The sequence below is a fragment of the Cupriavidus sp. GW822-FHT03E04 genome (genome assembly GCF_058801495.1).
The window spans coordinates 18,384-43,359 of sequence record NZ_JBXANI010000038.1 but is presented as its reverse complement, the minus strand read 5'-3'; the positions used below and the strand labels follow the sequence as shown (position 1 = coordinate 43,359).

Sequence of the window (24,976 nt, the reverse complement as noted above, 5' to 3'; positions counted from 1 at the left end):
CGGCGGCTACTCGATCTTGACGTTGGCCGCGCGCGCCACCTTCTCCCACGCGCGCATCTCGTCGCCGATCATGCGGCCAAACGGCTCGGGCGCGGTGTACTTGATCTGCACGCCCTGTGCTTCCATGGCCGCAGCCAGCTCCGGCGCGGCCAGCACTTCTTTCATCGCGGCGGAAAGTTGCTTGAGCACCTGGGGCGGCGTGCCCTTGGGCGCAACCAGGCCGAACAGGTTGTCGGCACGGAAGTCTCGGATGCCGGCCTCGGTCACCGTCTGGGCATCGGGCAAGGAGCTCAGACGATGCTCGGACGCCACCGCCAGCAACCGCAGCTTGCCGGATTTCACGTGCGGCAGGGCCGAGGGAATGCTGTCGAACATCATGCTCGCCCGGCCTGCCATCAGGTCCGGCAGCGCGAAGGCGCTGCCCTTGTACGGCACGTGCACCACGTCCACGCCGGTACGCAGCTTGAACAGCTCCGACTCCAGGTGCGACAACGTGCCGGAGCCCTGCGAGGCAAAGTTGTACTTGCCGGGAGACGCCTTGAGCAGGCTGACCAGCTCAGGCACCGAATGCGCCGGCAACGAGGCCGGCACCACCAGGATATGCGGCACGGTGCCGATGCCGGCAATGGGCACGAAATCGCGGGCGAGGCTGGCGGGCTGGTTGCTATACGTCGCAGCCGCGATGGCGGCATTGCTGACAGCGGCCAGGTAGAGCGTATAGCCATCGGGCGCGGCCTTGGCCGCGAAGCTCATGCCGATAGCCCCGCCAGCGCCGGGGCGGTTGTCCACCACCACCGGTTGCTTGAGCACGGTGGACAGGCGCTGGCCCACCGCGCGCGCCAGCACATCGGTGGCGCCGGACGGCGGGAAGGACAGCACCAGCTGGACCGCGTGGTCCGGGTAGTCCGCTGCGGCGGCTGGCGTGGCGGTGGCAGCGGCGCCCGCGGCCAGCGCCAGCAGCAGGCCAGCTTGTGCCCGCTTGCCCCCACGGAAGAGACGGGCTGGCCCCTGCAACGTGCGGGTACGGTAAAGCGACTGGATAAACATGATCAGGGTAGCTCCGGATAGCGTCGAAGACGTTAACTGCCGAGGTAGAGTCGGAACGGTCCGGGGCGCAGCCGCTTTGGCTGCCGGCTTGTTTGCGCGCCCCTGTCATGCTGGATCTGGCTTCGCCTTGGGGCGAGATTGACTGACGGGAAGCACAGATTTTAGGCGCGCCCGGCGGCCACCGGAATGCGGATCGGCCATAGAGCTATGCGAAAATGGAATACGCATTGCGGCCACGGCCTGGCGCCCTTGCCAGGCCAAGCCGGCGGCAGGCTTTCCCTCACCGTTCCGACGCTTCCGAAGGCACATCCCATGCAGCTGAAATGGATCGACGACCTGCTGGTCCTGGAGAAGACGCGCAGCTTCTCGCGCGCCGCCGAGTTGCGGCATATCACGCAGTCGGCACTGTCACGGCGCATCCGCTCGCTGGAGGACTGGGCCGGCGCGGTGCTGGTCGACCGCAACACCTTCCCCATGGACCTGACCCCGGCCGGCAAAACCTTCTGCACCAGCGGGCGCGAGGCACTCACGCTGCTGATGGAGGCACGTGCCACGCTGCGCCAGGAAAGCCGCATGCCGGGCAAGGCCATCCAGATCGCCGCCGGGCATACCTTGTCGCTGACCTTCCTGCCGGGCTGGCTCAAGGCATGCCAGAAGCGCTACGGCCAGTTCAATGCCCGGGTCGTGGCCGCCAACGTGCTCGAAGCCGTGGTGGCGCTGTCGGAAGGCAACTGCGACCTGATGCTGGGCTACAACCATGCGCGGGTGCCGGTCTCGCTGGATCCGGACAAGTTCCGCAGCCTCACGGTCGGGCACGACGTGCTGATGCCGCTGTGCGCGCCCAATGCGCGCGGCGCCCCGCTGTTCCCGCTAGGCAGCAGTGGCGCCAAACCGATTCCCTACCTGGCCTATACGGCCAGCACCACGCTTGGGCGCATCGTCGAGGTGATCCTCGAAGACGCGCCGCCACGCCGTGCGCTGGCGCGTTGCTATGAGGCCGACATGGCAATCCTGTTGATGAAGATGGCCAGCGAAGGCCACGGCGTGGCCTGGCTGCCGCGCACCACCGCGGCCGATGCGCTCGCGGCGGGCACGCTGGTGCCGGCAGGAGACGCCGCGTGGTGCTCGGCATTCGATATCTGTGCGTATCGCGCCGCCCATGCCAGCAACCCTACCCTGCTGGAACTCTGGGAGGTGCTGGAGCGGCAAGCGCAATAACACTCATCGCTGCACCGCTCGCACCGCCGCGTCACCTATGCTGTATAGGTTTGAAAACTGCTGCGGGAGCACTGACACCATGGGCCTTCTTGGCATCCTGCTGGCCCTTGGCCTGCTGATCTGGCTGGCCTACCGGGGCTGGAGCATCCTGCTGGTGGCGCCGGCGGCGTCGCTGCTGGCCGCGGCCACGGCCGGCGAGCCCCTGCTGGCGCACTGGACCCAGACCTTCATGGGTAGCGCCGCGGGCTTCCTTGCCCAATTCTTCCCGTTGTTCCTGCTTGGCGCGCTGTTCGGCAAACTGATGGATGACAGCGGCTGCGTCAATGCCATCGCCGCATGGATGACGCTCACGCTCGGGCCACGGCGCGCCATCCTGGCGGTGGTGCTGGCCGGCGCGTTGGTCACCTACGGCGGCGTCAGCCTGTTCGTGGCCTTCTTCGTGCTAGCGCCGATGGCGCAAGCGCTGTTCGCCGCCGCGCAGATCCCGCGCCGGCTGATGCCGGCTGCGATTGCGCTGGGCACCTCCACCTTCACCATGTCCGCCCTGCCCGGCACGCCGGCCATCCAGAACGCGATCCCGATGCCGTTCTTCGGCACCACGCCGTTTGCCGCGCCGGGCCTGGGCGTGCTGGCGTCCGCCATCATGCTGGCCTTCGGCCTGTGGTGGCTCGCGCGCATGGAGCGCGGCGCGCGCCGCGCGGGCGAAGGCTTTGGCGACGAGGCGCTGGAATCCGCCGACCGTGCCGCCGGCGATGAACTGGTACGCGAGCGCGCCACGGTGGCCAACGCGTTCGATCCCGCCGAAGCGCGCCACGGCGCGCGCAGCGCCGAATGGCCGGCAGTGTGGAGCGCGTTCCTGCCCTTGGTGATGGTGGTGGCCGTGAACCTGGCGATGAGCTTGCTGGTGTTGCCCCGCTGGGACGCGAGCTACCTGGCGAACGAGCGCTGGGGCGGCACCAGCCTGGCGGCGCTGGGGGGCGTATGGGCGGTGCTGGTGGCGCTGGCAGCGGCCATCCTCTGCCTGCTGGCATTGCACCGCAAGCGCCTGGGCAAGCTGCGCGAGAGCATGGACGCGGGCGCCAATGCCGCCGTGCTGCCGGCAATCAGCGTGGCCAGCCTGGTGGGCTTTGGCTCGGTCGTGGCCGCCCTGCCGGCCTTTGAACTGGTGCGCGAATGGGTGTTATCGATCGCGGGCGGTCCACTGGTATCGCTGGCGGTGGCCACCAATGTGCTCGCCGCGCTGACTGGCTCGGCTTCGGGCGGGCTGACCATCGCCCTGCAGGCGCTGGGCGGCACTTACCTGCAGCTATCTGAGGTGACAGGCATCGACCCGGCCCTGATGCACAGGGTCGCCGTGATTGGCGCTGGCACACTGGACAGCCTGCCGCACAACGGCGCGGTGGTGACGCTGCTGGCGGTTTGCGGCACCACGCATCGCGAAAGCTATCGCGATATCGTGGTGGTTGGCGTCATCGGCCCGATCGCGGCGCTGGCGGCGGTCATCGCGCTCGGCGGCGCCTTCGGTTCGTTCTAGGCAGCTTCCGGGTAAAACGCGGCGCGGCGCTCAGGTGGTGGCCGCACGCGCGTAGCGCTGGCGCGGCACGGGCAGCGCCTTCAACTGCTCGCGGCGGATCCTGATGGCTTCCTCGTTGCCGCGCTTGATGGCGGCGCGCAGGTTCAGCACTGCCTTGCGGTACTTCTTCTTTTTTCTGACGCTGGTGGTAATGGCCATGGCGATCCGTTTCCTTCTCTCCAGGTGAGTTCCCGGGCGCGCGCCGCGCGTCCGGCCGAACTGCTAGCGGAAACCGTTTCCCCCGGATCGTCAAGACGCGGCGCCGCGTGGCTGGGCCATGCGTAAAGATCCGAATACCGCGCACGAGAATTTTCAGATCGGGGCGCGTTGCCCCGCCAGCGGGCGCGCCCCCTGCCTCAGCTACCTCAGGTGCCGGAAGCGACAGTCACGAACACGGGGTTCGAATAGAACCACAGGTCGTTGTAGTTGCGCGCGTTGATGGCGTTGAAGCGCGGCGTGTTCTCCGTCAGGTCCGTCTTCAGGTCGGGCAGCGGGTTGCCGTTGGCGGTCTCGCCCGGCACGTTCATGCCAAGATTGGTGCCGCGCAGCCGGAAGTACTGGCTCTTGGCCGCGTTGAAGGTGTAGGTCACCGTGTTGTAGCCCTCCTTGTCCAGCTTCCAGTCGGCCTTGGTGAAGGTGGCGATGACCTTGGTGGAGTCATTGGTGTCCTTGCTGTAGCCAGGCGTGCCGGGCAAGGCGCGCGGCGTGACGTCGCCGGCGATCAGGTCGATGTGGTCCACCGTGGGCTTGACGTTGACGTTGGCGCCGCTGTCCAGCGGGTACTCGAAGTTGTTGCGCTCCGGGCTCTTGAAGCGGATGGTCACCGTCACGCTGTCGCCGGCACGGGCCTTGAGCTCACCGCCCATCTCGCGTTTGGTGCCGCTCGCGGCCACGTTGAAGTCCAGCGCGTTGATGAGATCGCCGAACACCGAGAACGCCTTGCCGGCGCGTAATCCATCCACCACTGACTTGATGCCGGTCCCCTCCAGCCAGACGTAATTGCGGGCGTACTCGCCGGGGAAGTAGCCGCTGCTGAAAAGCCCGCCGGCGGTCTTGAAATGGTGGTCCGAATTCGCGATGTTCCAGAAGCGGCGGCCGTCGCCCAGCAGCGCGTCCCAGATCCCGCCGACCTGCGCGACCACGTAGTCCACGCCGCCGTAGGTGCGCGACTTGAGGTTCGCATCAACATAGCTGCTGTTATAGCCGCCGCGGTCGGGCTCCATCTGATTGCCGACCATGCCTTCCACCGCGAACGCGATGTTCGGCGCGAGGTCATTGAATTCGCGGTAGTCGGCGGCCGTGTACTTGCCTGGATTGCGCGACGGATGGTTGATCAGCGCGTAGCTGGTATCGGGGAAGTTGGTCTTGAGCCAGGTGAACGCCTGCACCGCATCGGCGTGGCTGGAGGCGGCGGTGCGCGGCGCCTTGGCGTTCCAGGCCGCCACGTCCGCCGGATCGAACATGGTGTCGGGGCGGCTGGTGAAGAAATACTCGAATTCGTTGGCGCCCTTGACCGCCGTTGCGAGTGCGGGCGAACCGCTGAAGATGCCCACGTTGACGTGATCGTGGGTGGGCATGTCCCACTCGAAGGTCGAGAAGATCAACTTGCCGGGGTAGCGGCCATCGGCCTGCAGTTGCTTGACGGCCGGGACTTCGTAGTTAGCCAGGCCCTTCGAGAATGGGATCGAGCCGCCTGGGATTGCCGTGCCCGTATTATCGCGATCCGACACGCGCAGGTGGTTCGACAAGGCCATCCAGTCGAGGTTGTTAGCAGTGAAGGCCTGGTCGAGCACCGTGGTGAGCGGGCTCTGCGCGTCGTTCGATTCGATGGTGTGGACGTGCAGGTCGCCGGTGGTCCACTTGCCGGTGACTTCGGCAACCGGCGGCGGCGTAACGGGCGTGACGGGCGTGCTCGGTGCGGCCGGCGCGGTGTTGGCGGATTGCTCGCCGTTGCCGTTGCAACCGTAGAAGCCGCCGGCGATGCACAAGGAGGCCGCTAGGCCGAGGATGGATCTGGTGTGGCGCATTGGATTCGATTTCCCTGATGACTCTGTTTTGTATTGACCCGGCTGGTCCGCGCGTCTTTCGTCCGGGCGCGCTGGCAAGGCTCTTGTGGGCGCAGATAGTGATTGGCGTTCGTGACACAGAGGTGACGCAAAGGCGACAAATCCAGCATTTGGGTAAATCGATACACTCAATTGGGAAAATCCGTATCACTGACACGACATTCTGACTTACAGAACGATCAATCGCATGCGCGAGGCCTCGCTTAATGCGCGCGTCATGCAAATCGGCTAGAGCGGAGAGAAGAAAGCGTCACTGCAGCGAAAGGCGATGGCCGATGCGGCAAGCACTATAGTGAAGACTGTTTCCACGCCGCCAGAAGGATGCCGCATGAACGCCAGCCTCTATCGCACCACCGCCGTGAAAATCCTGATCGCCGCGCTGCTACCGGTGGCAGCCGCGCATGCGCAGCTCGGGGACCTGCTCAAAGGCGCCACGCAGGGCGGCACCGAGAGTTCGTCCGGTGGCCTGAGCGGCCTGGGCAGCAGCCTGGGCGGGATGAGTGGAATGCCCTCGCTGCAATCGCTGAGTTCGGGCAGCACCGGCAATGTCGCCGGGATCCTGGAGTACTGCGTGAAGAACAACTACCTTGGCGGCGCCAGCGGCGCCGCCTCGGTCAAAGACAAGCTGCTGGGCAAGGTCGGCGGCGACTCTCCCACATCCGACGCCGGCTACACCAGCGGCGCCAAGGGCATCCTGAGCAGCAGCGATGGCAAGCAGTTCGACCTGAGCGGCGGCGGCCTCAAGGACCAGGTCACCAAGCAGGTCTGCGACAAGATCCTCGCGCAGGGCAAATCGCTGCTGTAGGGCCAGGCACGCTGAGCGCCCGGTCAGCGCTCAGTGCTCAGGCGGCCGACAGGCGGAAGGCCGACACGGCATGGTGCAGCGCGCCGGCCTGGTCTTCCAGCGACGTGGCGGCCGCGCTCGCCTGCTCCACCAGCGCCGCGTTCTGCTGCGTCATCTGGTCCATCTGCGCGACCGCGCGATTGACCTCCTCGATGCCGGTGCGCTGCTCCGCGGTGGCCGAGGCGATGCCATCCATGATCGACGTCACGCGGCCGACCGCGTTGACGATCTCGGCCATGGTCTGCCCGGCCTGCTCCACCAGTGCCGAGCCGCTGTCGACCTGGCCCACCGACTCCACGATCAGCGTCTTGATTTCCTTGGCCGCGCCCGCGCTGCGCTGCGCCAGGTTGCGCACCTCCCCAGCCACCACCGCAAACCCGCGTCCTTGCTCGCCGGCGCGCGCGGCTTCCACCGCGGCGTTGAGCGCCAGGATATTGGTCTGGAAAGCGATGCCGTCGATCACGCCGATGATGTCGTTGATCTTGCGCGAGCTGGCGGTGATGCCGCGCATCTTGTCCACCACCTGGCTGACCACGCTGCCGCCCTGCTTCGCGATCTGCGAGGCGTCAGCCACATACTGGCTGGCCTCCTTGGCGTTGTCGGCGTTCTGGCGCACCGTCGCGGTGATCTGCTCCATGCTGGCGGCGGTCTGCTGCAGCGAGGCCGCCTGCTGCTCGGTGCGGCTCGACAGGTCGCTATTGCCCGAGGCGATCTCCTGGGCCGCCGAGGTGATGGAATCGGCCGATTGCTGGATGCCCGCCACCGTGCCGGCGAGCTGGTCGCGCATATGGCCGATGGCGTACATCAGGCTGGAGCGGTCGTCCGGGTGGGTTTCGACGCGCGCCGTGAGGTCGCCGCTGGCCATGCGCAAGGCAAGGGCCGCAGCGGTAGCGGGCTCGCCGCCCACCGAGCTCTGGATGCTGCGGATCAGCAGCGTGGCCACCGCGGAAATCACGATGCCCAGCAGCACCAGCAGCCCCAGCGATTGATACAGCGAGGCGCGGAACTGCGCTTGCACGTCATCCATATACGTGCCGGCGACCAGGTCCCAGCCCCACGGCTTGAAGCGCGCCACGTAGCCGATCTTGGGGCTCGGCTGGTCGCTGCCCGGCTTGGGCCACCAGTAGTCCAGGTGGCCAGCGCCTTCGGCCGACGCGCCGCGGGCCGCGATATCGGCATACAAGGCGTTGCCCTTGGCGTCCTTGAAGTCGCTCATGTTCTTGCCGTTGAGCTTGGCGTTGATGGGATGCATCAACAGCACGGAATCCGCGCCGACGATGGTGATGTAGCCATCCTTGCCATAACGCTGCGCGGCAACGCGGGCCGTGGCCTGGGCCTTGGCATCGGCCTCGGACATCTTGCCCTGGCGCGCCTGCTCGGCATAGTCGCGCACCAGCGAGAGCGACATGTCGACAATGTTAGCCAGCTCGCCGCGGCGATCGGCCATTTGCAGCTGGCGGGTCTGGAAGGCGTGCATCACGGTCAGCAACAGCAGGCCGAGCCAGGCCAGCACAAGGGGAATCCACAGCTTTTTTCGCAGGGTCAGACGATTCATGGCATTCGCTTCTCGGGGCAATGGCCGGTCATGCAGGAGGCATGCGGCACCTCCGAATATCGGAGCCGGGCTCGCCTTCTTTAGCGAAAGGCGCGACAGGACCGCACGAAAGACCACGAAGCGCAGAAAATGTCGCATGAAGCACCAAAATGGCGACAGGTTGTGCCAGGCCGAAACGCTCGCGCACCCGCACGGTGCCAAAAAAAACACCTGCCATCCGCCCCCGAAAGCGGCGCAAATACGGCTACAATGCGCCTCGCATTCCACTCGGTAATTGCAATTGACTTGCAATTACCTGGCTAGTGGACTGCCAAGGGTTCGAAGGTGCCTCCGGCGCGCAGCGCGCGGCGGGGGTTAAACGGGAAACAGGTGCGCCGCCGGCCATGCCGCGGCTAATCCTGTGCTGCCCCCGCAACGGTCAGCAGGTACAAAGGTGTCACGCCGCGCCAACAGGCCGCGGCAGCCACTGCGCATCATCGCGCGGGAAGGCGGCACCCCGGACGCGCCCCAGCGGCAGGCGTCCCCCTGCAAGCCCGGATACCGGCCTTCGACCGATCACCGGGGCTGCGGACGGGCGGCCAGGCGTGAGACGGCTGGCCACGCGCCCGGCCGTCACTGCGCGCTCGTCCGCGGCTGGTTCGTTTATTGCCGCCGGGCGGGGTCGCCCCCGCGGCCAATGATGGAAAGTCCATGTCCGCGCGCCCTTGCATTGCCTGTACCGCCTCGCCGGCGGCCGTCACGCCACGCCAACGTCGTCATACGCCCAAGCCGCCGCGCCAGCTCGCGCATCATTGCGCGCTCGCGCTATCGCTGGGGGCCTTCGCCGGCCTGGGCGCCGATGCCGCCTGGGCGGCGGACGATGCGCAACCTTCAGAGCGGGCGCAATCGCAGCCGTCGCGCGGCGACAGCACGGTGCTACCGCCAGTGGTAGTCAGGAGCGCCTCGCAGCCGGCCGGGCTGGCGCTGTCCGAGCCCACCAGCACCGGCAGCCGCCTTGGCCTGACCCCGCTGGAAACGCCCGCTAGCGTGGAAGTCCTGTCCGGCGACACCATTCGCGAACGCGGCGATTTGTCGGTGCGCGAGGCCGTGACCCGCGCCACCGGCATCACCTCCAATGGCGCGCCCGGCAACGGCGGCACGGCGCTCGCGGCACGCGGCTTTGCAGGACAAGGCTCGGTGATGCAGCTGTACGATGGCACGCGCCTCTACGTGGCCTCCGGCACCGTCACCTTCCCCTTCGATACCTCGTCCGTGGACCGCATCGAAGTGCTGCGCGGCGCGGCCTCGGTCATGGTTGGCGAGGGCGCGATCGGCGGCGTGGTCAACGTGATTCCCAAGAAGCCGATGCGCGCGCCGATCGCCAACGAGCTGCAGCTCACCGGCGGCACGCAAAAAACAGCGCGCGCGGCGTTCGACAGCGGCGGCGCGGTCAACGAGACCCTCTCCTACCGCTTCAACGCCAGCTACGGCCGCTCCGGCGGCTGGGTGGACCGGGGCGACTCGCGCAGCCTGGCGGTGTCGGCCGCGGCGCGGCTGGACGTATCGCCTGAGTTCAACCTGACGCTGTCCTATGACGACGCCGACCAGCACCCGATGCAGTACCTGGGCACGCCGCTGGCGGGCGGCAGCCTGGACACCTCGCTACGCAAGAAGAACTACAACGTTGGCGATGCCGACATCACCTACCGCGACCGCTGGACCCGGCTCGCGGCGCAGTGGCAGCCCAACGAGCGCGTCATGGTGCGCAACCAGTTCTATTACCTCACCAGCCAGCGCCACTGGCGCGACGCCGAGTCCTATACCTTCCTGCCCGCGACGGGCCAGGTGCGCCGCACCGACTATCTGGAGATCCTGCATGACCAGGAACAGGTGGGCGACCGCGCCGACCTGAAGATCGATGGCCAGCTGTTCGGCATGGCCAATACCGCCATGGTGGGGTTCGACGTCAACCGCATCAACTTCACTCACAGCAACAACTCGCCCTATGGCGGCGCGTCCACGGTCAATGCCTACCAGTTCGACCCGGGCCAGTTCTTCAGCCCGCCGGGCATTGTCACGTCGCCGCGCTTTCGCACCCACACCACGCAAGCCGCGCTGTTTGGCGAGGACCGCCTCAAGCTGACCCGGCAATGGTCGGTAATTGGCGGCGTGCGGCTGGACCATGCCCAGCTGGAACGCGGCAACCTGGTCACGGGCGACGACTGGACCCGCAGCTTCAACAACATCACGTGGCGTGCGGGCACGGTCTACGCATTCACGCCAGCCTTGTCGGTGTATGCGCAGTACGCCACCGCCACCGATCCCCTTGGCGCACTGATCTCCACCTCGGACGCACAGAAAGATTTCAAGCTGGCCACCGGGCGGCAGATCGAAGCCGGGGTCAAGCAATCGTTCTGGAACCAGCGCGGCGAGTGGACCTTTGCCGCCTACCAGATCGTCAAGAAGAACCTGCTGACACGCGACGCCAGCAACCCGGCGTTGTCGGTGCAGGTGGGCGAGCAATCCTCGCGCGGGCTGGAGGCCTCGGTCAGCGTGGAACTCATGCGCGGGTTGCGCTTGGATGCCAACGGCACCGTGCTGCGCGCCCGCTACGACGACTTGGCGGAAAGCGTGAACGGCGCGCTGGTCTCGCGCAATGGCAACGTGCCCACCAGCGTTGCGCAGCAGGCGGCCAACCTGTGGCTGACGTGGGCCTTCGCACCGCGGTGGCAGGCAGGCAGCGGCCTGCGCTACGTGGGCAAGCGCTATACCAACAACGCCAATACCACCACCATGCCGTCGTACGCGGTGGTGGATGCCTCGCTGCAATGGCGCGTATCGCGCAAGACGACGCTGACGCTGCGCGTGTACAACCTGTTCAACCGCGACTACGCCGAATCCTCTGGCAACAGCGGCAGCCAGTGGCTGCTGGGCCGGCCGCGCGCGGCCGAGCTGACGGCCAACTTCTACTTCTAGGCCGGCCATGGCAAGCACACCCCTGCCCTGGCGTGAAGCCTGCTGGCGCTTCACGCGCCGCTGGCTCTACCTGGTGCACCGCTGGGCCGGGATCGCGGGCTGCCTGCTGATCGCCATGTGGTTTCTCTCGGGACTGGTCATGATGTACGTGGCCTTTCCCGCGCTGACCGACACCGAGCGCCACGCGGGGCTCCCGCCGCTGGACCTGCCCGGGGTAAGGATCACGCCGGATGCCGCGATGGCCAGCGCGGGCCTCACCCGCTTTCCGCGCAGCCTGCGCCTGGAGATCATGGGCACGCACCCGGTCTACCGGATGATCGACTGGAACGGCAAGCCTTACACCGTCTCCGCCCGCGACGCGGCGCCCATCGAGCAGGTGGATGCCGTTGCCGCGCAAGCCATCGCCCAACGTTTCTCCGGCGCGGCGGGCGCGCGCTGGGTGGAAACCGCGGAGCGCGACCAGTGGACCGTGCCCAACGGGCTCAATCCCTGGCGGCCGCTGCATCGCATTGTGCTGGACGATGCGGCCGGCTCCGAGCTGTATGTGTCTGCCCGGACCGGCGAGGTGATGCGCGACACGAACCGCGCCGAACGGTTCTGGAACTGGCTCGGCTCGGTACCGCACTGGCTGTACTTCACGCCGGTGCGGGCCGACCCGCCGCTATGGCGGCAGGTAGTGCTGTGGACCTCCGGCGCGTGCATTGCCGTGGCCGTCAGCGGCATCTGGATCGGCTGGCTGCGGCTACGCGTGCGCCGCCGGTTTGCGCACGGCAGCGCCGGCGGCACGTCGCCCTATCACGGCTGGATGGCCTGGCACCATATCGCCGGGCTGGCCGCATCGCTGTTCCTCGTGGCGTGGCTGGCCAGCGGCTGGCTATCGGTCAATCCCAATCAGTGGTTTCCCGGGCGCGCGTTTGCGCAGCCAGCGCTGGAACGCTACGCCGGAGAAACCCTGCCGCGCTTTCCCGCCGGCGATGGTGCGGCGCTGGCGAGCCTGCTGTCCGACACCGCGCTGCCTCCAAGGGAGATCAAGCTGGCCTGGCAGGCCGGCGTGCCGGTCATGCTGGTGGCGACCGCGGCCACCACGCACGCCTATCACGCCAACACCGGCGCGCCGCTGGCGCTCTCTGCCCGGACACTGGCCCAGGCAGCCGCGCGGCTGATGCCGGACGCCACCGTGGCCAGCCACGACCTGCTGCACGAGGACGACGCCTACTGGTACAGCCACCACCAGCCGCGCAAGCTGCCGGTGCTGCGCGTGCGCTTTGACGACGACTGCGCCACGTGGGTGTACATCGACCCGGACACCGGCAACCTGCTGGGCCGCAGCGACCGCAGCCGCCGTGCCTACCGATGGCTGTTCCATGCCGCGCACAGCTGGGACTTTGGCTGGCTGGTGCGCCATCGCCCGGCCTGGGATGCAACGGTCTGGCTACTTTCGGTTGCCGGGCTGGTAGTCTCGGTCAGTGGCGTGGTGATTGGCTGGCGCAGGTTGTTTCGCGGGCGCCGCCGGCGGGCTTGAGTCCCGGCCTGGCGTCCATCCATTCAGAATTCCCCATCTTTCACGGACCGCTCATGTTCCGCTTTCTAGCCAGCATCTTCAACGACCAGGACGCCGACGTGCGCCGCAAGGTCATTGCGCTCTACGTCTTCCTGATCGCCGCCAACGTGGGGGCCTGGCTGTGGGCACTGGCAGCGTTGCGCGACCACCCCATGCTGCTGGCGTCCGCCGTGCTGGCCTACACGCTCGGCCTGCGCCACGCCGTTGACGCCGACCATATCGCCGCCATCGACAACGTCACGCGCAAGCTGATGCAGGAAGGCAAGCGCCCGGTGACGGTCGGCTTCTTCTTCTCGCTCGGCCACTCCACCGTGGTCACGCTGATGTCGATCGGCATCGCGGTTGCCGCCGCCGCGCTGCAAACGCGCTTTGCCGACATGAAAGCCGTGGGCGGCATGATCGGCACCAGCGTCTCCGCGCTGTTCCTGTTCCTGCTGGCCTTCTTCAACCTGCTGATCCTGATCTCCGTGTGGCGTGCCTTCCGCGCGGTCAAGCGCGGCGAAGCGCTCAAGGAGCAGGACCTGGACCTGCTGCTGAACAACCGCGGCGTGCTCTCGCGGCTGTTCCGCCCGCTGTTCCGGCTGGCCAGCCGCAGCTGGCACCTGTTCCCGATAGGGCTGCTGTTCGGTCTCGGCTTCGATACCGCCACCGAGGTGGCGCTGTTCGGGCTATCGGCGGCGGAGGCGGCAAAAGGCGTGCCGTTCTGGACCATCATGGTGTTCCCCGCCCTGTTCACCGCCGGCATGTCGCTGGTGGACACCACCGACGGCATCCTGATGCTAGGCGCTTACGGCTGGGCCTTCACCAAGCCGATCCGCAAGCTCTACTACAACATGACCATCACGCTGGTCTCGGTGGTGGTCGCAGTGGTCATCGGCGGCATCGAAGCACTCGGGCTGATCGCCGACAAGCTCGGGCTGGAAGGCGGCCTGTGGGACGTGATCGGGGAGCTGAACGAGCATTTCGGCATGCTCGGCTATGTGATCATCGGCGTGTTCGTGCTGAGCTGGCTGATCTCGATGGTGGTGTACCGGGTCCGGCGTTATGACGAGATCGAGGTGAGGATGGGGTGAAGGTATGGTGGGACGGATAACCGCTTAGCGCTGATATGCGACCGTCATCGACTACAAGCTCAAAAGCGCGGAATCGGAGGATAAGGCGGTCATTTCCATAATCCCAGAATGCGTTTGGGCGGATTCGGGCTGGCCGCCTGCGCCGTGCTCGCGGCCCCAAGAGATCACGCGCGGTTGCCGCCACCACTGTGCCCGCGCCTGAATAAAGAAGTTGGCGCCCGTGCCGGGTCGTGCGGCGCGGGCTGGAGTGAGTGGCGCGTGGTCATGAGGTTGGATATGCGGACGAGGGACTGGCTCAGACACTGATCCGGGCCGGCATCGGCGCGAGCAACTCGTGCGGTGTGGCAATGCGCTGCGGGGCTTTGTGCACCATGGTGAAGGTGTAGTCGACACCCATGCCATATGTGCCAGAGTGCTCTCTGACGACTTGCATTACGGCGTCGTGCGTCTCGCGGCGGGCCCAGTCGCGTTGCCATTCGAGCAGTACCTGTTGCCAGGTCACCGGCACGACGCCGGCCTGTACCATGCGTTGCATGGCGAAGATGTGATGTGATGTGATGTGATGTGATGTGATGTGATGGATCAACCCTGGAGGGTCGATACCGACGCTGCATCATATCCGAGGGCGGTTCTGATGGTCAGCATGAAGATCGGATCTGCATGTGATTGCTTGTGCAGCGCGAATCCAACCTCGGCAAATGGACTCGTGACGGAGAGATCGGGGTTCGCAGCCTGAAAGGCAAAACACATCAGAAACTCGCAGTCGTGGCGTTGGGCCTCGACACCGAAATTAATCACCCCGAGGTGCCAATCTCCCTCATCCTTGGTTAGAGAAATCAGGAGCTGGCGGGCGCGCGCCTCAAGATACGCGCGATTCTGCACGATGGACGCGGCTTTCGCGATGCCCAGTGAGCTCGGCATGCCATGCAAATCGGCGACGACAACTTCCGTAAGATCCGTGAGCACCGCCATCCATTCGTCGCGCGGCGTAGCACCGAGCCTGTTGATGAGCGAAAACTCACCAGGTGTTGCGAACCCCAATTCGCCGCGCGGCTCCGATGCCGGCATCGGATGCGAACTCGATTTGGTGGCCGCCGGCAGCAGCGCCATGCGCGCCAAAGGATCGTTCAACCGCGAACAATGTTCAATGGCTTCGATCGTCGCCCGCCGAATGCGATCGATGGGCAGGCCATGACTCGGGGCTGCCATTGCGGCGGCTCTGTCCATTCGAGTCGCTTGAGCGTTTCGAGCCAGCAGCGCCCCGACATCCATCCGATAGTGCCGTCCAAACTGTAGATGCTTCTGCCTGAGTCGCGCCGACTGATCCCGAAGCCAAATGTCGCCAAGGTCTGCATAGGCGTCTGGCTGCACTTCATTGATGGGCATGACGGACTCCTTGCTTGAAGACATACCGGGCGGATACCGGGCGCGTGGAACCGAGACATGTCGCGACTGGCTCGCAATGAAGAGTAGGCGGCCGGTCTTGGCCGCGCTCTCCGTTTCTTGCGATTGAATCCAATACGCCTATCTGTTCCGCACGTGCGAAGGCTTGCGCGCCAATGGAATCCACGACACGACACTGGAGCGGCTAGCCACTCTAGTGCGCACCGCTCGCACAGACGATGAGGTACCGTCACTGGCCTAGACGGTACGTCGATCTTCGGATTGGTTTGCGCAGCAAGAATCGGAGTTCTTAACAACGTGGGGATGCCTATTCTCTTGCTCAGGGCATCGAATGGTTTCGATGAACCTTCCCGAAACTAACTGTGAGGACCTTTCCAATGAGCAAAGAAGAGCAGAACAAGGCCGTCGTCGGTCGTTGGTTCACGGAATTCTGGGGCAAGAACGTCAATCTGGCGGTGATCGATGAGATTGCCGCCCCGAACATGCTGCTCAAGTATTCGCTGCACGAACCTCGTCGTGGTCGCGAGGATATCAAGGCCTTCATGACCGACTTTCGTGCCGCGTTCCCGGATCTCAACTTCTGGGGCACGGCAGAGCTGATTGCCGAAGGCGACTATGTCGTCGGCCAGTGGGAAGGTGGCGGCACCCACACGGGCCCGGCATTTGATGACTTCCTTAGTGGCGGTCTGCCTGCCGCAACTGGCCGCAAGATGCATTTCACCGGTACTACCGTGCTGAAGGTGATCGGCGGCAGGATCGTGGAAGAACTCGGCCTGGACGACGGTGTGGCTGCGCTGACCCAGCTCGGGCTGATCAAGGAGGCCGCCATTAATGGCGACGGCTGATTTCCAGGAATCAGGAGAAGTGGCGCGACGTGCAGTATGCGCGTCGCGCGACGCCTATTCATTGCGCACCTCATATCCACGTTGCGTGATTCCAGAATGCCTGAGCAGAAACCGAGCGCACCGGATAGGATGAGGTCGCAGATTCCTGGACAGTGAGATCGATCAGTCTTGAGAGAACATCACTGCCATGATTCGAATCGGTTACGCACCCGGTGCCTATGATCTCTTTCACATCGGGCACCTCAATCTTCTGCGACAAGCCAAGGAGCATTGCGACGTTCTCATCGCCGGCGTCGTGGCCGACGAGGTTCTGATTCAGCACAAGGGGGTGAAGCCTGTCATTCCGCTCGCTGAGCGATTGGAGATTGTCCGCAATGTGCGCTATGTCGATGCGGCCAATCCTGCGTTCACCAATGACAAGGTCGAGATCTGGAAGGACCTGCGGTTCAATGTCCTGTTCAAGGGGGATGATTGGCGCGGAACCGAAAAAGGCTATCGGCTCGAACGAAGCTTGGCGGGTCTCGGTGTCGAAGTTTTCTACTTTCCATATGGAAGGCGCACATCGAGCAGTGCGCTTCGCCAGACCCTGCAAAACATCGACGACCTCGCTGTACGAGTGCGCCGATGTGAGCTTGTGATGGACGCTATCTTTGCCATCTGACGGCCGCCCTATCGCGGACACGTAATCTGCCTATGGCCCAGCCCTCACTTCTTGCATCGCGTTTGCGATGCCCTCCATGATGAATAAAATCTCGTGTGCAGAGCCCGTTGCACAGTCGCTGGCTACTTGGGTAGCCGCAGTAAGAGTCGCCTTGCTGCCACAGAACCTCATTGCATCGAGACTCGATGACATGCGGCTGGAAGACCTCGTCCTCGATCTTCTCGACCTCGACGAGAGCGAGGCAGCGCAACTGGAAGCGTTGTCAGGGTCAAAAGTGCCATTCCATCGAAGTCCTGAGAGCTATTGCGAATCGTTGCTGCAGGCAATTCGGCAGCTTCGATTGTTCAAGCTGTTCGCCAGAACGCACGGTGGGGACCATCATCGAAGTGTTTGCCCTGCGGCTTACAACGAACGTACCGGCGGGCACCATCCAGAAGAGATGGCGCGCTGGCGTACCGACTTTCGTGCGATGGCCCCTGAACAGCAGATGATGGCCGCGACCGTCATTTGGCTCTACCGGTCTGGGCCCGATTCGATCTGGCTGCGGCGAGTCCCTAGTACCTGGAAGGCGTCCGAGGCCCTGCACTACATGCAAGACGCAGGATGTCTCACGCTCTGGCTCCAACTCATCGCCAGATACCCCGGCTGGTGAGTCGCGCCGCCAAAGAATTCAACCGCAAAGATCGGAGTTTCTCAGCGGGCGTGAATTTCTACACTTACGACACCCTGAAGCCGATGCGAGCGATTTGCCATGAGAATTCGTTCTTTTCCCACGTTCAAGTACAACTTCCGTGCCCCGGGAACCCGGGTAGAGGGCCCTATTCGATTCGCCGTCGGCCAGACATTGCAGGGTATGGTTCTCGTTGGACGAAGCCAGCTGGAAGTAGCTCAGGATCTCGGCAGGCCGGCAGCCGTTCGCGCCGTGGCGGGTGCCTGCGCCGCAAACGTGTTGGCCATCGTCATTCCCTGCCATCGTGTGGTGCGCAGCGATGGCTCTGTGTCCGGCTATCGCTGGGGTGTCGAGCGCAAGCTTGCCATGTTGGCCGAGGAGCGCGCGCAATGAGGGCCAATGCGGGGCGCTATAGCCCCATGGAACGCTTGACCTACGACTGGATCGACATGGAGCGTTCGCTTGATGTCCATGGAAATGCCGTCTTGCCTGGCCTGCTGGCTGCGGAGCAATGCGATGAGCTCGCGGCGCTGTACTCGAAGGAGGAAGGCTTTCGCGCTCGGATCGTCATGGCTCGCCACGGATTCGGGCGGGGTGAATACAAGTACTTCACATACCCGTTGCCACCGCTGCTCAATTGGCTGCGGCATGCGCTGTATCCCCAACTCGTGCCGATCGCAAATCGCTGGAACCGGCAGTTGGGAATCGACACGCGATACCCGGATGAGCTGGATGTATTCCTCGACCGATGTCACCAGGCCGGGCAGACGCGGCCGACGCCGCTAATCCTCCAGTATGGCGAAGGTGACTACAACTGCCTGCATCAGGATCTCTACGGCGAGCACGTTTTCCCGTTGCAGGTGGCAATTCTCTTGTCGGAACCTGGCAGGGACTTCGCCGGTGGCGAGTTCGTCATGACGGAGTGTTCGACCAAAGGGCAACGCGCCGATGTCGTCGCACTGCGCCAGGGCGATGCAGTGGTATTCACCGTCAACAAGCGGCCAGCGACGGGGTTGCGTGGCATCAAAAACGTGGCGATGCGGCATGGCGTCAGCCGCATCCGCAGCGGCAAGCGGCATACGGTGGGGCTTATCTTCCACGACTCGAGGTGAACATGGAGCCGTGTGAACGCTTCGAGACAAGTGGCGAACGCTTGCGCCTGGGTTCAGGCGCCTTGGTGCTGCGCGGATTCGCACTGCCGTATGTGAGCGAACTGATGCCCGCCATTTCTGACATCGCGGCCATGTCGCCGTTTCGACACATGGTGACGCCTGGAGGTTTCACCATGTCGGTTGCGCTGACGAACTGCGGGGCACTGGGATGGACGACAGACCGGCGTGGCTACCGGTACACCTCAGTTGATCCGGACACCGGCGAGCGGTGGCCTGCCATGCCCGACGCGTTCGCGCGACTCGCCAACGAAGCAGCGGCAGCAGCGGGATTCGCCGATTTTGAGCCAGATTCCTGTCTGGTGAATCGCTACTTGCCTGGCGCGAGGCTCTCGTTGCACCAGGACAAGAACGAGCGGGACTACGAAGCACCTATTGTCTCGGTCTCTTTAGGCATGAGGGCCACCTTCCTGTTTGGTGGACATGAGCGCTCCGATCCCACGCTCAAAGTTCTTCTGCACCACGGTGATGTGATGGTACGGGGAGAGGTCGATCGCCTGCGCTATCACGGGGTGATGCCGTTAAAAGAAGAGCCGCATCCGCTGCTCGGAAGTCAACGCATCAACTTCACCTTCCGCAAAGCGGGATGAGCATCGGAATTCAAGAGCAAGAGTCGGAGTTTTTTCCCGAGACGATACACCTAGAGTAGCCGCAGTTGCCAAGACGCTCCCATGCACTCGATATCCATGGAACCGACGAACAAACGGGCCGAAGCGCGCCGCCAGATTGAGGCCTATTGCCAGTCGTTGGTGGACATGGGCGCGGCGCAATGGCGGGTCGGCGATGCCGGTGCCATCGAGCTGCGCATGGAAAGCGGCGAGGCCTACCTGTTTGGAGAATGGGGCGTTACCCGCCTGAGATGAGCAGACTGACCACACCAAGTGTGCCCGCCGATTCATTCAACAAGGAGTGCATCATGCAATTGTTCTTGAGCTATCTGGAGTCGCCGCTGGGCGACCTACTGCTCGTCACCGATGCGCGGCAGATTGTGCGCGGGCTCGATTTTGCCGACCACAAGGCGCGCCAGCATCGCAGCTTGCGCGAGCACTATGGCAGTGTCGAGCTGGTTGAAGTTCCGGCCCCATCCGAGATCGCCGAAGCCTTGGCTCGCTATTTTTCGAGTGAATTGGGCGCGCTGGATGCCCTGCGGACTGAGACCGCTGGCTCTCAGCTTCAGCGCCGGGTCTGGGCCGCGCTGCGCCGCATTCCGGCCGGCACGACCACGACCTACGGCAAGCTGGCCAAGGAACTGGGCTTCGACGATCCGCGCGCGGCCATCGACATCGGTGCAGCCAATGGCGCCAATCCGATCGCCATCATCGTACCGTGTCATCGGGTCATCGCCAGCAATGGCGACCTCAAGGGTTACGCCTGGGGGGTGCCCCGTAAGCGCTGGCTATTGGAACACGAGAGGGCGATCGCGCCAGAGCGTGCCGAACCACAGACTGCCATGCTGCCGGGGATCTGATCTTGGCCGATACCATTGCAGCTGACTTGTCTCCGCGCGCGTACGAACGGGCCTCTCAGTACTTGTCCGGTCTAGATGCAGACTGGGCGCGCCATATCGCCATCGTTGGCCCATGCCGACATGAGGCCAAACCTGCGCGCGAGCCCTACGAAGCCTTAGTGCGCGCCATCGCCTACCAACAGTTGCACGCCAAGGCCGGCGATGCGATTCTTGCGCGACTGCTGGCGCTCTATCCGGGAGCCTCCTTCCCATCGCCGGCACAACTCCTGTCGACCGATCCTGAGTCACAGCGCGCGTGCGGCTTCTCGGCCGCCAAGCTGGCCACCATACGTGGCATTGCGCAGGCCGCCGTGGACGGATTTGTGCCCAGTCTCGATGAAGCTCGGCGCCTTCCTGACGCCACGCTGATCGAGCGCTTGGTCTGCCTGCGTGGCGTGGGGCGCTGGACCGTCGAAATGTTCCTGATCTACTCATTGGAGCGCTCAGACATCCTGCCGGTGGACGACTTCGGCGTGCGCGAGGGTTACCGGCGCCTGAAGGGCTTGGAGGAGGCGCCGACACCTCGGCAGTTGCGCGAGATCGGCGGGGCCTGGAGTCCCTGGCGGACTGTCGCGGCCTGGTACTTGTGGCGACTGCCGCCTAAATGATGAAATTCATTCGCAAGAATCGGAGTTCTTGCGAATGAATTCCTGCCTATCCTGTCTCTGTGATTGACGATTCCAGGACTGTCGCCATGAATACGACCCATGTCTACGAAACCGAGGATACCCGTTGGGAGGCTGTGCAGGCGCGGGATGTCGCGGCCGATGGGCACTTCGTCTATGCCGTGCGCACCACGGGTGTGTACTGTCAGCCTAGCTCTACGGCACGGTTACCCAAGCGCGAAAATGTGGAGTTCTTCGACTCGGCAAAAGCTGCCGAAGCGGCGGGCTACCGCCGCAGCCGCCGCGCACGTGGCGACCAGACCAGCGCGGCAGCCGAGCGCGCCGCGCTGGTGGAGTGTGCCTGTCGCCTGATCGAGGCGTCAGAGACACCGCCCCAGCTCGACGACCTGGCAGCCGAAATCGGCATGAGCCCGTTCCACTTCCACCGTCTGTTCAGGGCCGAAACGGGCCTCACCCCCAAAGCCTACAGCTCGGCCTATCGTGCCCGCAAGTTGAGGGAGGAGTTGAGCACACCCAACGCTTCGGTCACCAACGCGATTTATGGCGCCGGCTTCAACTCCAATAGCCGGTTCTACGAAGCCTCCGACCATCTGCTGGGCATGCGGGCGCGAGACTACCTGGCAGGCGGCACCGGGGCGGTCATTCGATTCGCGGTGGGACAGTGCTCGCTAGGTGCCATTCTGGTCGCACAGAGCCAGCGCGGCATTTGCGCCATTCTGTTGGGCGATGACCCGGATGCGCTGGTGCGTGACCTGCAGGACCAGTTCCGCAAGGCTCGGCTTATCGGCGGCGATGCTGAGTTCGAGCAATTGATCGCCCAGGTAGTGGGGTTCATCGAGGCACCGGCTATCGGGCTGCACTTACCGTTGGACGTACAGGGCACGGCCTTCCAGGAGCGCGTCTGGCGGGTTCTGCGCGAGATTCCGCCGGGCACGACCGTGAGCTACGCGGAGATCGCCGAGCGCATCGGCGCTCCCAAGGCCGTGCGTGCCGTAGCGCAGGCCTGTGCAGCGAACCACATTGCCGTGGCCATTCCATGCCACCGCGTGGTGCGGCGCGATGGCGATATCGCCGGCTACCGCTGGGGCGTGGATCGCAAGCGCGAATTGCTCCAACGCGAAGCTCAAACCTGAAAGGATGCTGCCATGACGCAATTCTCCGATGCGCTCAATCAACTGGATTGGTTTGCCATATACGGCCACCTGGATGCAGACGGCTACGCCGTGATTCCGGGACTGCTTGCAGCCGATCGGGCGCGCGAGCTGGCGCGGCGGACCGATTTCGACGGAAAGACGCGCCGAATGCCATTGGTGACCACCGAGCTCGGGCAAGGTGATCTGTTCTACTTCGATCAGAACTTACCAGACCCGTGGCAGTCGCTGCACGAAGCGTTTTATCCCAAGCTCGCGGCAATTGCCAACTCATGGAACGAGCGACTGGACATAAGTTACCGCTACCCAGAGGAATTGTCCGCTTTCCTCCAGCAATGCAGCGCGGCGGGACAGAAGCGCGGCCAGTCTTACTTGAGCCGGTTGAGTGCTGGAGACTACGTCGCGTTGCACCAACGCAGTGATGCAGAGCACGTATTCCCGATGCAAGTCGTTGCCTTGCTTACGACACCGGGCGACGACTTCCTCGGAGGGGAGTTTGTCATGACGGAGCAGCGCCCACGCATGCAATCACGGCCACTGGTCGTTCCGCTCAAACTTGGCGATGTGGCCATTATCACGACAGCTCAGCGCCCGTTCAAAGGCACGCGTGGCGACTATCGGGTCAACCTCAAGCACGCGATCAGTCGCATCCGGCAGGGTGAACGTATTGGCGTGGAACTCACGTTCCATCATTTTGTGTGAGCCTAAATGGTGGATCGGACTATGACCGAATCGAGAACCTGGACGCTGATCGGACGGGACGGCAAGCCCTATGAAAGCTCGGTGCCGGGCACACTTGGTGGCCATCGAGGCGGGCGGATCTACGGCAGATTTGATTGCCGAGCGGCCCTGCAGTCCATCGCCCGCGGGGGCTATATCAAACAGCGGGTCTTCTTTCTCGACGAGTCGATCGCTATCGCCGCCTGCTTCCGGCCGTGTGCGGTTTGCATGCCTGTTCGATACGCTGCCTGGAAGAGGACGCAAGCCACTGGAAGCCGCCCTACATCACGAAATCGAGTGCAGTCATGACCGCTGAAACGCTATTCAACGCAGTCTTGGAGAAGGCCTCGGGAAGAGAACCCTTGAAACCGCAGTCCCTGGCCGACAAGCTTGCGATGGTTGACTGGCTCGCATTCGAGGAAGCGTTGACGCGCGATGGATACGCCGTGATTCCGGCGCTCTTGACATGCGAGCAGTGCGAGTCAGTCACTGGATACTTTCCTGAGGACCAGCGATTCCGAAGCCGGATCGTGATGGAGCGATACGCATTTGGGCGAGGCGAATACAAATACTTTCGAGACCCACTGCCTGATCTCATCAGTGAACTGCGGCGCGACCTCTATCCACGTCTCTCGCCAATTGCAAATCGCTGGCATGCGGTCATGCGCATTGCGGAGAGGTTTCCGGCCACACATGCGGAATTCAGCGAAATCTGCCGCCGGGCAGGACAGACCCGTCCAACCCCGCTCCTGCTACGCTATGGCGCCAACGATTATTGTTGCCTCCACCAAGATCTGTATGGCGACCACGTATTTCCGTTCCAGGCGGTCTTCTTGCTCAACGAGCCGGGGCGCGACTTTGACGGTGGCGAGTTGCTGCTAACCGAAACGCACCCGACAAAGCCGGGACGTGCTCAGGTCGTGCCCCTGCGTCAAGGTGATGCAGCAATCTTTGCCGTGAATCACAGACCCGTGCGCTCGGCGCGAGGATTCCATCGCCTGAGTCTGCGTCATGGTGTTAGCAGGCTGCATCGGGGTCAGCGGCATACCTTGGGCATCATCTTTCATGATGCTAGATAATTGGCGTACGTCGGTCCGCCATTCGGGGCAGGAGTTCTGTGCCTGCCCATCCGTCGTGCATGTCTGGCCGGCGCAATCGGCTTCACGGAATTCACGACCTCAGGTGTCCGCATATCGGTGCGGATCAGTCATTGATTAATCATGGGCTGACCAACCGAGACTCAGGCCGAACGCGGTTGGACTGTCCTGCAAGGAGGCGAGACGAATAGTCTTAAGGACTTCCCAGTCTTCTTCTGCGGTTGCACGGACCGTCACAGCGCTCAAATCCATAGTCATATCGGGTTCCTTGAGAGTTAGAAAACAAAAAAGGCGCCGTTGGCGCCTTGGTCACTATCAGCATCAGTCGGGACTGGAGGGGGCCGAATCAACACTGTAAGCGTAACGAACCACGGTGCATGGGGCTGCGACCGCGACGCTGGTGAAAGTGGACGAGGAAGTTAATCGGTTCCATGTTTCTATGTTGACAGATGGCTCAAAGTTTGTCAGCAAGCCATGCAGGTCTGGTCGGCGATTTAGTGCACCAAGGATGGCTCCGGTCGTCGAGACTTCCATTGAGAGTTTTCAGATTCCAGGGGGACGATGCGCTGATCGTCCGTAGCCGAGGTCATGGCGACTCTGCGCAACATCACCCCATCAACGCATCCGCCACCAGATACTCCCCCTCCCACCCCAGCGCCAACTGCCGGCAGCGCCCCAGCGCCACCGCCTGGCGCTCGAAATCCACCACCATCACCGCATCAGCCCAATGCGGGCGCGGCGGCTGCTCCGTGCTGCGGCCGTCGCTGAGCAGCCACAGCCAGCGCTGTTGCGCCGGGCGCCGTCGCGCGGCGTGGGCCAGCAACTGGGCGGCGCGCTCCATGCCGAGCGCGAGCGGCGTGCCGCCGCCGCCGGCGATCGGGCGGATCCAGGCTTCGCTCCATGGGCGGGCGCGTGCCGGCTGCAGGCGGACTTCGGCGCGGCCGGCGGCGAAGCACACCAGCGCCACCTCCGCGCGCGCCTGGTAGGCGCGTTGCAGCAGGCGCAGCAGCACGCCCTTGGCCAGCGCGAGCTGGCGGCCATGCAGCATCGAGGCCGAGCAATCGAGCACGAAGCAGTGCAGCACGCCGGCGTGCGCCTGCTGTGCGCGCCAGCGCAGGTGGCTCGGCGCAAACGGCTGGCTGCCCTTGGCAGCCAGCGTCCGTGTCCAGTGGATGCGCGAGCTGCCCGGGCGGCCGTGCGGCGCGGGCAGACGTGGGGCGAAACGAGAGGCTTG

The 24,976-nt window shown here is 64.3% G+C and carries 25 protein-coding genes, 1 pseudogene and 1 riboswitch; of the genes and pseudogenes, 19 read left to right on the top strand and 7 right to left on the bottom strand.

Annotation, left to right across the window (positions count from 1 at the left end):
- Positions 1 to 6: 6 nt before the first annotated feature.
- On the bottom strand, positions 7 to 1,047 hold the full coding sequence (locus AC1RQC_RS36395; RefSeq protein ID WP_492373016.1) for a Bug family tripartite tricarboxylate transporter substrate binding protein: 1,041 nt from the start codon (positions 1,045 to 1,047) through the stop codon (positions 7 to 9).
- Between the two features lie 312 nt (positions 1,048 to 1,359).
- On the opposite strand from AC1RQC_RS36395, the gene AC1RQC_RS36390 reads away from it, so the two are divergent.
- Positions 1,360 to 2,265, top strand: a complete 906-nt coding sequence (locus AC1RQC_RS36390) for a LysR substrate-binding domain-containing protein (protein ID WP_492829661.1) — start codon at positions 1,360 to 1,362, stop codon at positions 2,263 to 2,265.
- Between the two features lie 79 nt (positions 2,266 to 2,344).
- Positions 2,345 to 3,799, top strand: a complete 1,455-nt coding sequence (locus tag AC1RQC_RS36385) for a GntP family permease (RefSeq protein ID WP_492373018.1) — start codon at positions 2,345 to 2,347, stop codon at positions 3,797 to 3,799.
- A gap of 30 nt (positions 3,800 to 3,829) precedes the next feature.
- Here AC1RQC_RS36385 and AC1RQC_RS36380 read toward each other — a convergent pair whose 3' ends face one another.
- Together AC1RQC_RS36380 and AC1RQC_RS36375 are read right to left on the bottom strand one after the other, a co-directional pair.
- Complete coding sequence (locus tag AC1RQC_RS36380; protein ID WP_318235508.1) at positions 3,830 to 3,997, bottom strand: hypothetical protein; 168 nt, start codon at positions 3,995 to 3,997, stop codon at positions 3,830 to 3,832.
- 206 nt (positions 3,998 to 4,203) lie between these two features.
- On the bottom strand, positions 4,204 to 5,865 hold the full coding sequence (locus AC1RQC_RS36375) for an S-layer protein (protein ID WP_492886344.1): 1,662 nt from the start codon (positions 5,863 to 5,865) through the stop codon (positions 4,204 to 4,206).
- A 367-nt stretch (positions 5,866 to 6,232) separates the two neighbouring features.
- Here AC1RQC_RS36375 and AC1RQC_RS36370 point away from each other — a divergent pair, with 367 nt between their 5' ends.
- Positions 6,233 to 6,709: a YjjA family protein gene (locus tag AC1RQC_RS36370; protein WP_174428084.1), complete on the top strand. Its 477-nt coding sequence runs from the start codon at positions 6,233 to 6,235 to the stop codon at positions 6,707 to 6,709.
- A 37-nt stretch (positions 6,710 to 6,746) separates the two neighbouring features.
- On the opposite strand, the gene AC1RQC_RS36365 is transcribed toward AC1RQC_RS36370, so the two are convergent.
- Entirely contained in the window at positions 6,747 to 8,303 is a 1,557-nt protein-coding gene (locus tag AC1RQC_RS36365; RefSeq protein ID WP_492373020.1) for a methyl-accepting chemotaxis protein, read from the bottom strand.
- Between the two features lie 305 nt (positions 8,304 to 8,608).
- Positions 8,609 to 8,866, top strand: a riboswitch (cobalamin riboswitch).
- A 127-nt stretch (positions 8,867 to 8,993) separates the two neighbouring features.
- On the opposite strand from AC1RQC_RS36365, the gene AC1RQC_RS36360 reads away from it, so the two are divergent.
- The 3 genes from AC1RQC_RS36360 to AC1RQC_RS36350 are packed head-to-tail and all read left to right on the top strand — an operon-like array spanning position 8,994 to position 13,892.
- Positions 8,994 to 11,258, top strand: coding sequence for a TonB-dependent receptor (locus AC1RQC_RS36360; RefSeq protein ID WP_492886342.1), 2,265 nt, complete (start codon positions 8,994 to 8,996; stop codon positions 11,256 to 11,258).
- A 7-nt stretch (positions 11,259 to 11,265) separates the two neighbouring features.
- Positions 11,266 to 12,780, top strand: a complete 1,515-nt coding sequence (locus AC1RQC_RS36355) for a PepSY domain-containing protein (RefSeq protein WP_492373022.1) — start codon at positions 11,266 to 11,268, stop codon at positions 12,778 to 12,780.
- Positions 12,781 to 12,833: 53 nt separating this feature from the next.
- Positions 12,834 to 13,892, top strand: coding sequence for a HoxN/HupN/NixA family nickel/cobalt transporter (locus tag AC1RQC_RS36350; RefSeq protein ID WP_492829670.1), 1,059 nt, complete (start codon positions 12,834 to 12,836; stop codon positions 13,890 to 13,892).
- Positions 13,893 to 14,187: 295 nt separating this feature from the next.
- Here the strand turns inward: AC1RQC_RS36350 and AC1RQC_RS36345 are convergent.
- Positions 14,188 to 14,439, bottom strand: a pseudogene (locus AC1RQC_RS36345) (hydrolase); the annotation flags it as partial.
- A gap of 35 nt (positions 14,440 to 14,474) precedes the next feature.
- Positions 14,475 to 15,278, bottom strand: a complete 804-nt coding sequence (locus AC1RQC_RS36340) for a hypothetical protein (RefSeq protein WP_492373024.1) — start codon at positions 15,276 to 15,278, stop codon at positions 14,475 to 14,477.
- Between the two features lie 395 nt (positions 15,279 to 15,673).
- Between AC1RQC_RS36340 and AC1RQC_RS36335 the strand changes: the two genes are divergently transcribed.
- The 13 genes from AC1RQC_RS36335 (at position 15,674) to AC1RQC_RS36275 (ending at position 23,724) form a co-directional block, all read left to right on the top strand.
- The gene (locus AC1RQC_RS36335; protein WP_492373025.1) at positions 15,674 to 16,141 is read left to right on the top strand and encodes an ester cyclase; all 468 of its coding nucleotides are present in this window, start codon (positions 15,674 to 15,676) and stop codon (positions 16,139 to 16,141) included.
- Between the two features lie 187 nt (positions 16,142 to 16,328).
- Positions 16,329 to 16,802, top strand: a complete 474-nt coding sequence (locus tag AC1RQC_RS36330) for an FAD synthase family protein (RefSeq protein WP_492373026.1) — start codon at positions 16,329 to 16,331, stop codon at positions 16,800 to 16,802.
- A gap of 76 nt (positions 16,803 to 16,878) precedes the next feature.
- A complete protein-coding gene (locus tag AC1RQC_RS36325; protein ID WP_492373027.1) occupies positions 16,879 to 17,454 on the top strand; it encodes a hypothetical protein in 576 nt (191 codons plus the stop codon).
- Between the two features lie 99 nt (positions 17,455 to 17,553).
- Entirely contained in the window at positions 17,554 to 17,865 is a 312-nt protein-coding gene (locus tag AC1RQC_RS36320) for a methylated-DNA--[protein]-cysteine S-methyltransferase (RefSeq protein WP_492814140.1), read from the top strand.
- 26 nt (positions 17,866 to 17,891) lie between these two features.
- The gene (locus tag AC1RQC_RS36315; RefSeq protein ID WP_492886340.1) at positions 17,892 to 18,584 is read left to right on the top strand and encodes a 2OG-Fe(II) oxygenase; all 693 of its coding nucleotides are present in this window, start codon (positions 17,892 to 17,894) and stop codon (positions 18,582 to 18,584) included.
- A gap of 2 nt (positions 18,585 to 18,586) precedes the next feature.
- Complete coding sequence (alkB, locus tag AC1RQC_RS36310) at positions 18,587 to 19,231, top strand: DNA oxidative demethylase AlkB (RefSeq protein WP_492886338.1); 645 nt, start codon at positions 18,587 to 18,589, stop codon at positions 19,229 to 19,231.
- A gap of 96 nt (positions 19,232 to 19,327) precedes the next feature.
- Entirely contained in the window at positions 19,328 to 19,504 is a 177-nt protein-coding gene (locus AC1RQC_RS36305) for a hypothetical protein (protein ID WP_492373031.1), read from the top strand.
- 53 nt (positions 19,505 to 19,557) lie between these two features.
- Positions 19,558 to 20,109: a methylated-DNA--[protein]-cysteine S-methyltransferase gene (locus AC1RQC_RS36300; RefSeq protein WP_492886336.1), complete on the top strand. Its 552-nt coding sequence runs from the start codon at positions 19,558 to 19,560 to the stop codon at positions 20,107 to 20,109.
- A 2-nt stretch (positions 20,110 to 20,111) separates the two neighbouring features.
- Positions 20,112 to 20,756, top strand: a complete 645-nt coding sequence (locus AC1RQC_RS36295; RefSeq protein WP_492829682.1) for a DNA-3-methyladenine glycosylase family protein — start codon at positions 20,112 to 20,114, stop codon at positions 20,754 to 20,756.
- A gap of 86 nt (positions 20,757 to 20,842) precedes the next feature.
- Positions 20,843 to 21,907 (top strand): bifunctional DNA-binding transcriptional regulator/O6-methylguanine-DNA methyltransferase Ada, encoded by a 1,065-nt coding sequence (gene ada / locus AC1RQC_RS36290; RefSeq protein ID WP_492373034.1) that lies wholly within the window; start codon positions 20,843 to 20,845, stop codon positions 21,905 to 21,907.
- A gap of 12 nt (positions 21,908 to 21,919) precedes the next feature.
- Positions 21,920 to 22,627 carry a 2OG-Fe(II) oxygenase gene (locus tag AC1RQC_RS36285; protein ID WP_492373035.1) on the top strand — a complete coding sequence of 236 codons (708 nt, stop codon included), beginning with the start codon at positions 21,920 to 21,922 and terminating at the stop codon, positions 22,625 to 22,627.
- 21 nt (positions 22,628 to 22,648) lie between these two features.
- Positions 22,649 to 22,954 (top strand): metal-binding protein, encoded by a 306-nt coding sequence (locus AC1RQC_RS36280; RefSeq protein WP_492373036.1) that lies wholly within the window; start codon positions 22,649 to 22,651, stop codon positions 22,952 to 22,954.
- Positions 22,951 to 23,724 carry a 2OG-Fe(II) oxygenase gene (locus tag AC1RQC_RS36275; RefSeq protein ID WP_492373037.1) on the top strand — a complete coding sequence of 258 codons (774 nt, stop codon included), beginning with the start codon at positions 22,951 to 22,953 and terminating at the stop codon, positions 23,722 to 23,724. The genes AC1RQC_RS36280 and AC1RQC_RS36275 overlap by 4 nt, the downstream gene beginning before the upstream one ends.
- Positions 23,725 to 24,349: 625 nt before the next feature.
- Here the strand turns inward: AC1RQC_RS36275 and AC1RQC_RS36270 are convergent.
- Positions 24,350 to 24,826 (bottom strand): vWA domain-containing protein, encoded by a 477-nt coding sequence (locus AC1RQC_RS36270; protein ID WP_492886334.1) that lies wholly within the window; start codon positions 24,824 to 24,826, stop codon positions 24,350 to 24,352.
- Between the last annotated feature and the right edge of the window lie 150 nt (positions 24,827 to 24,976).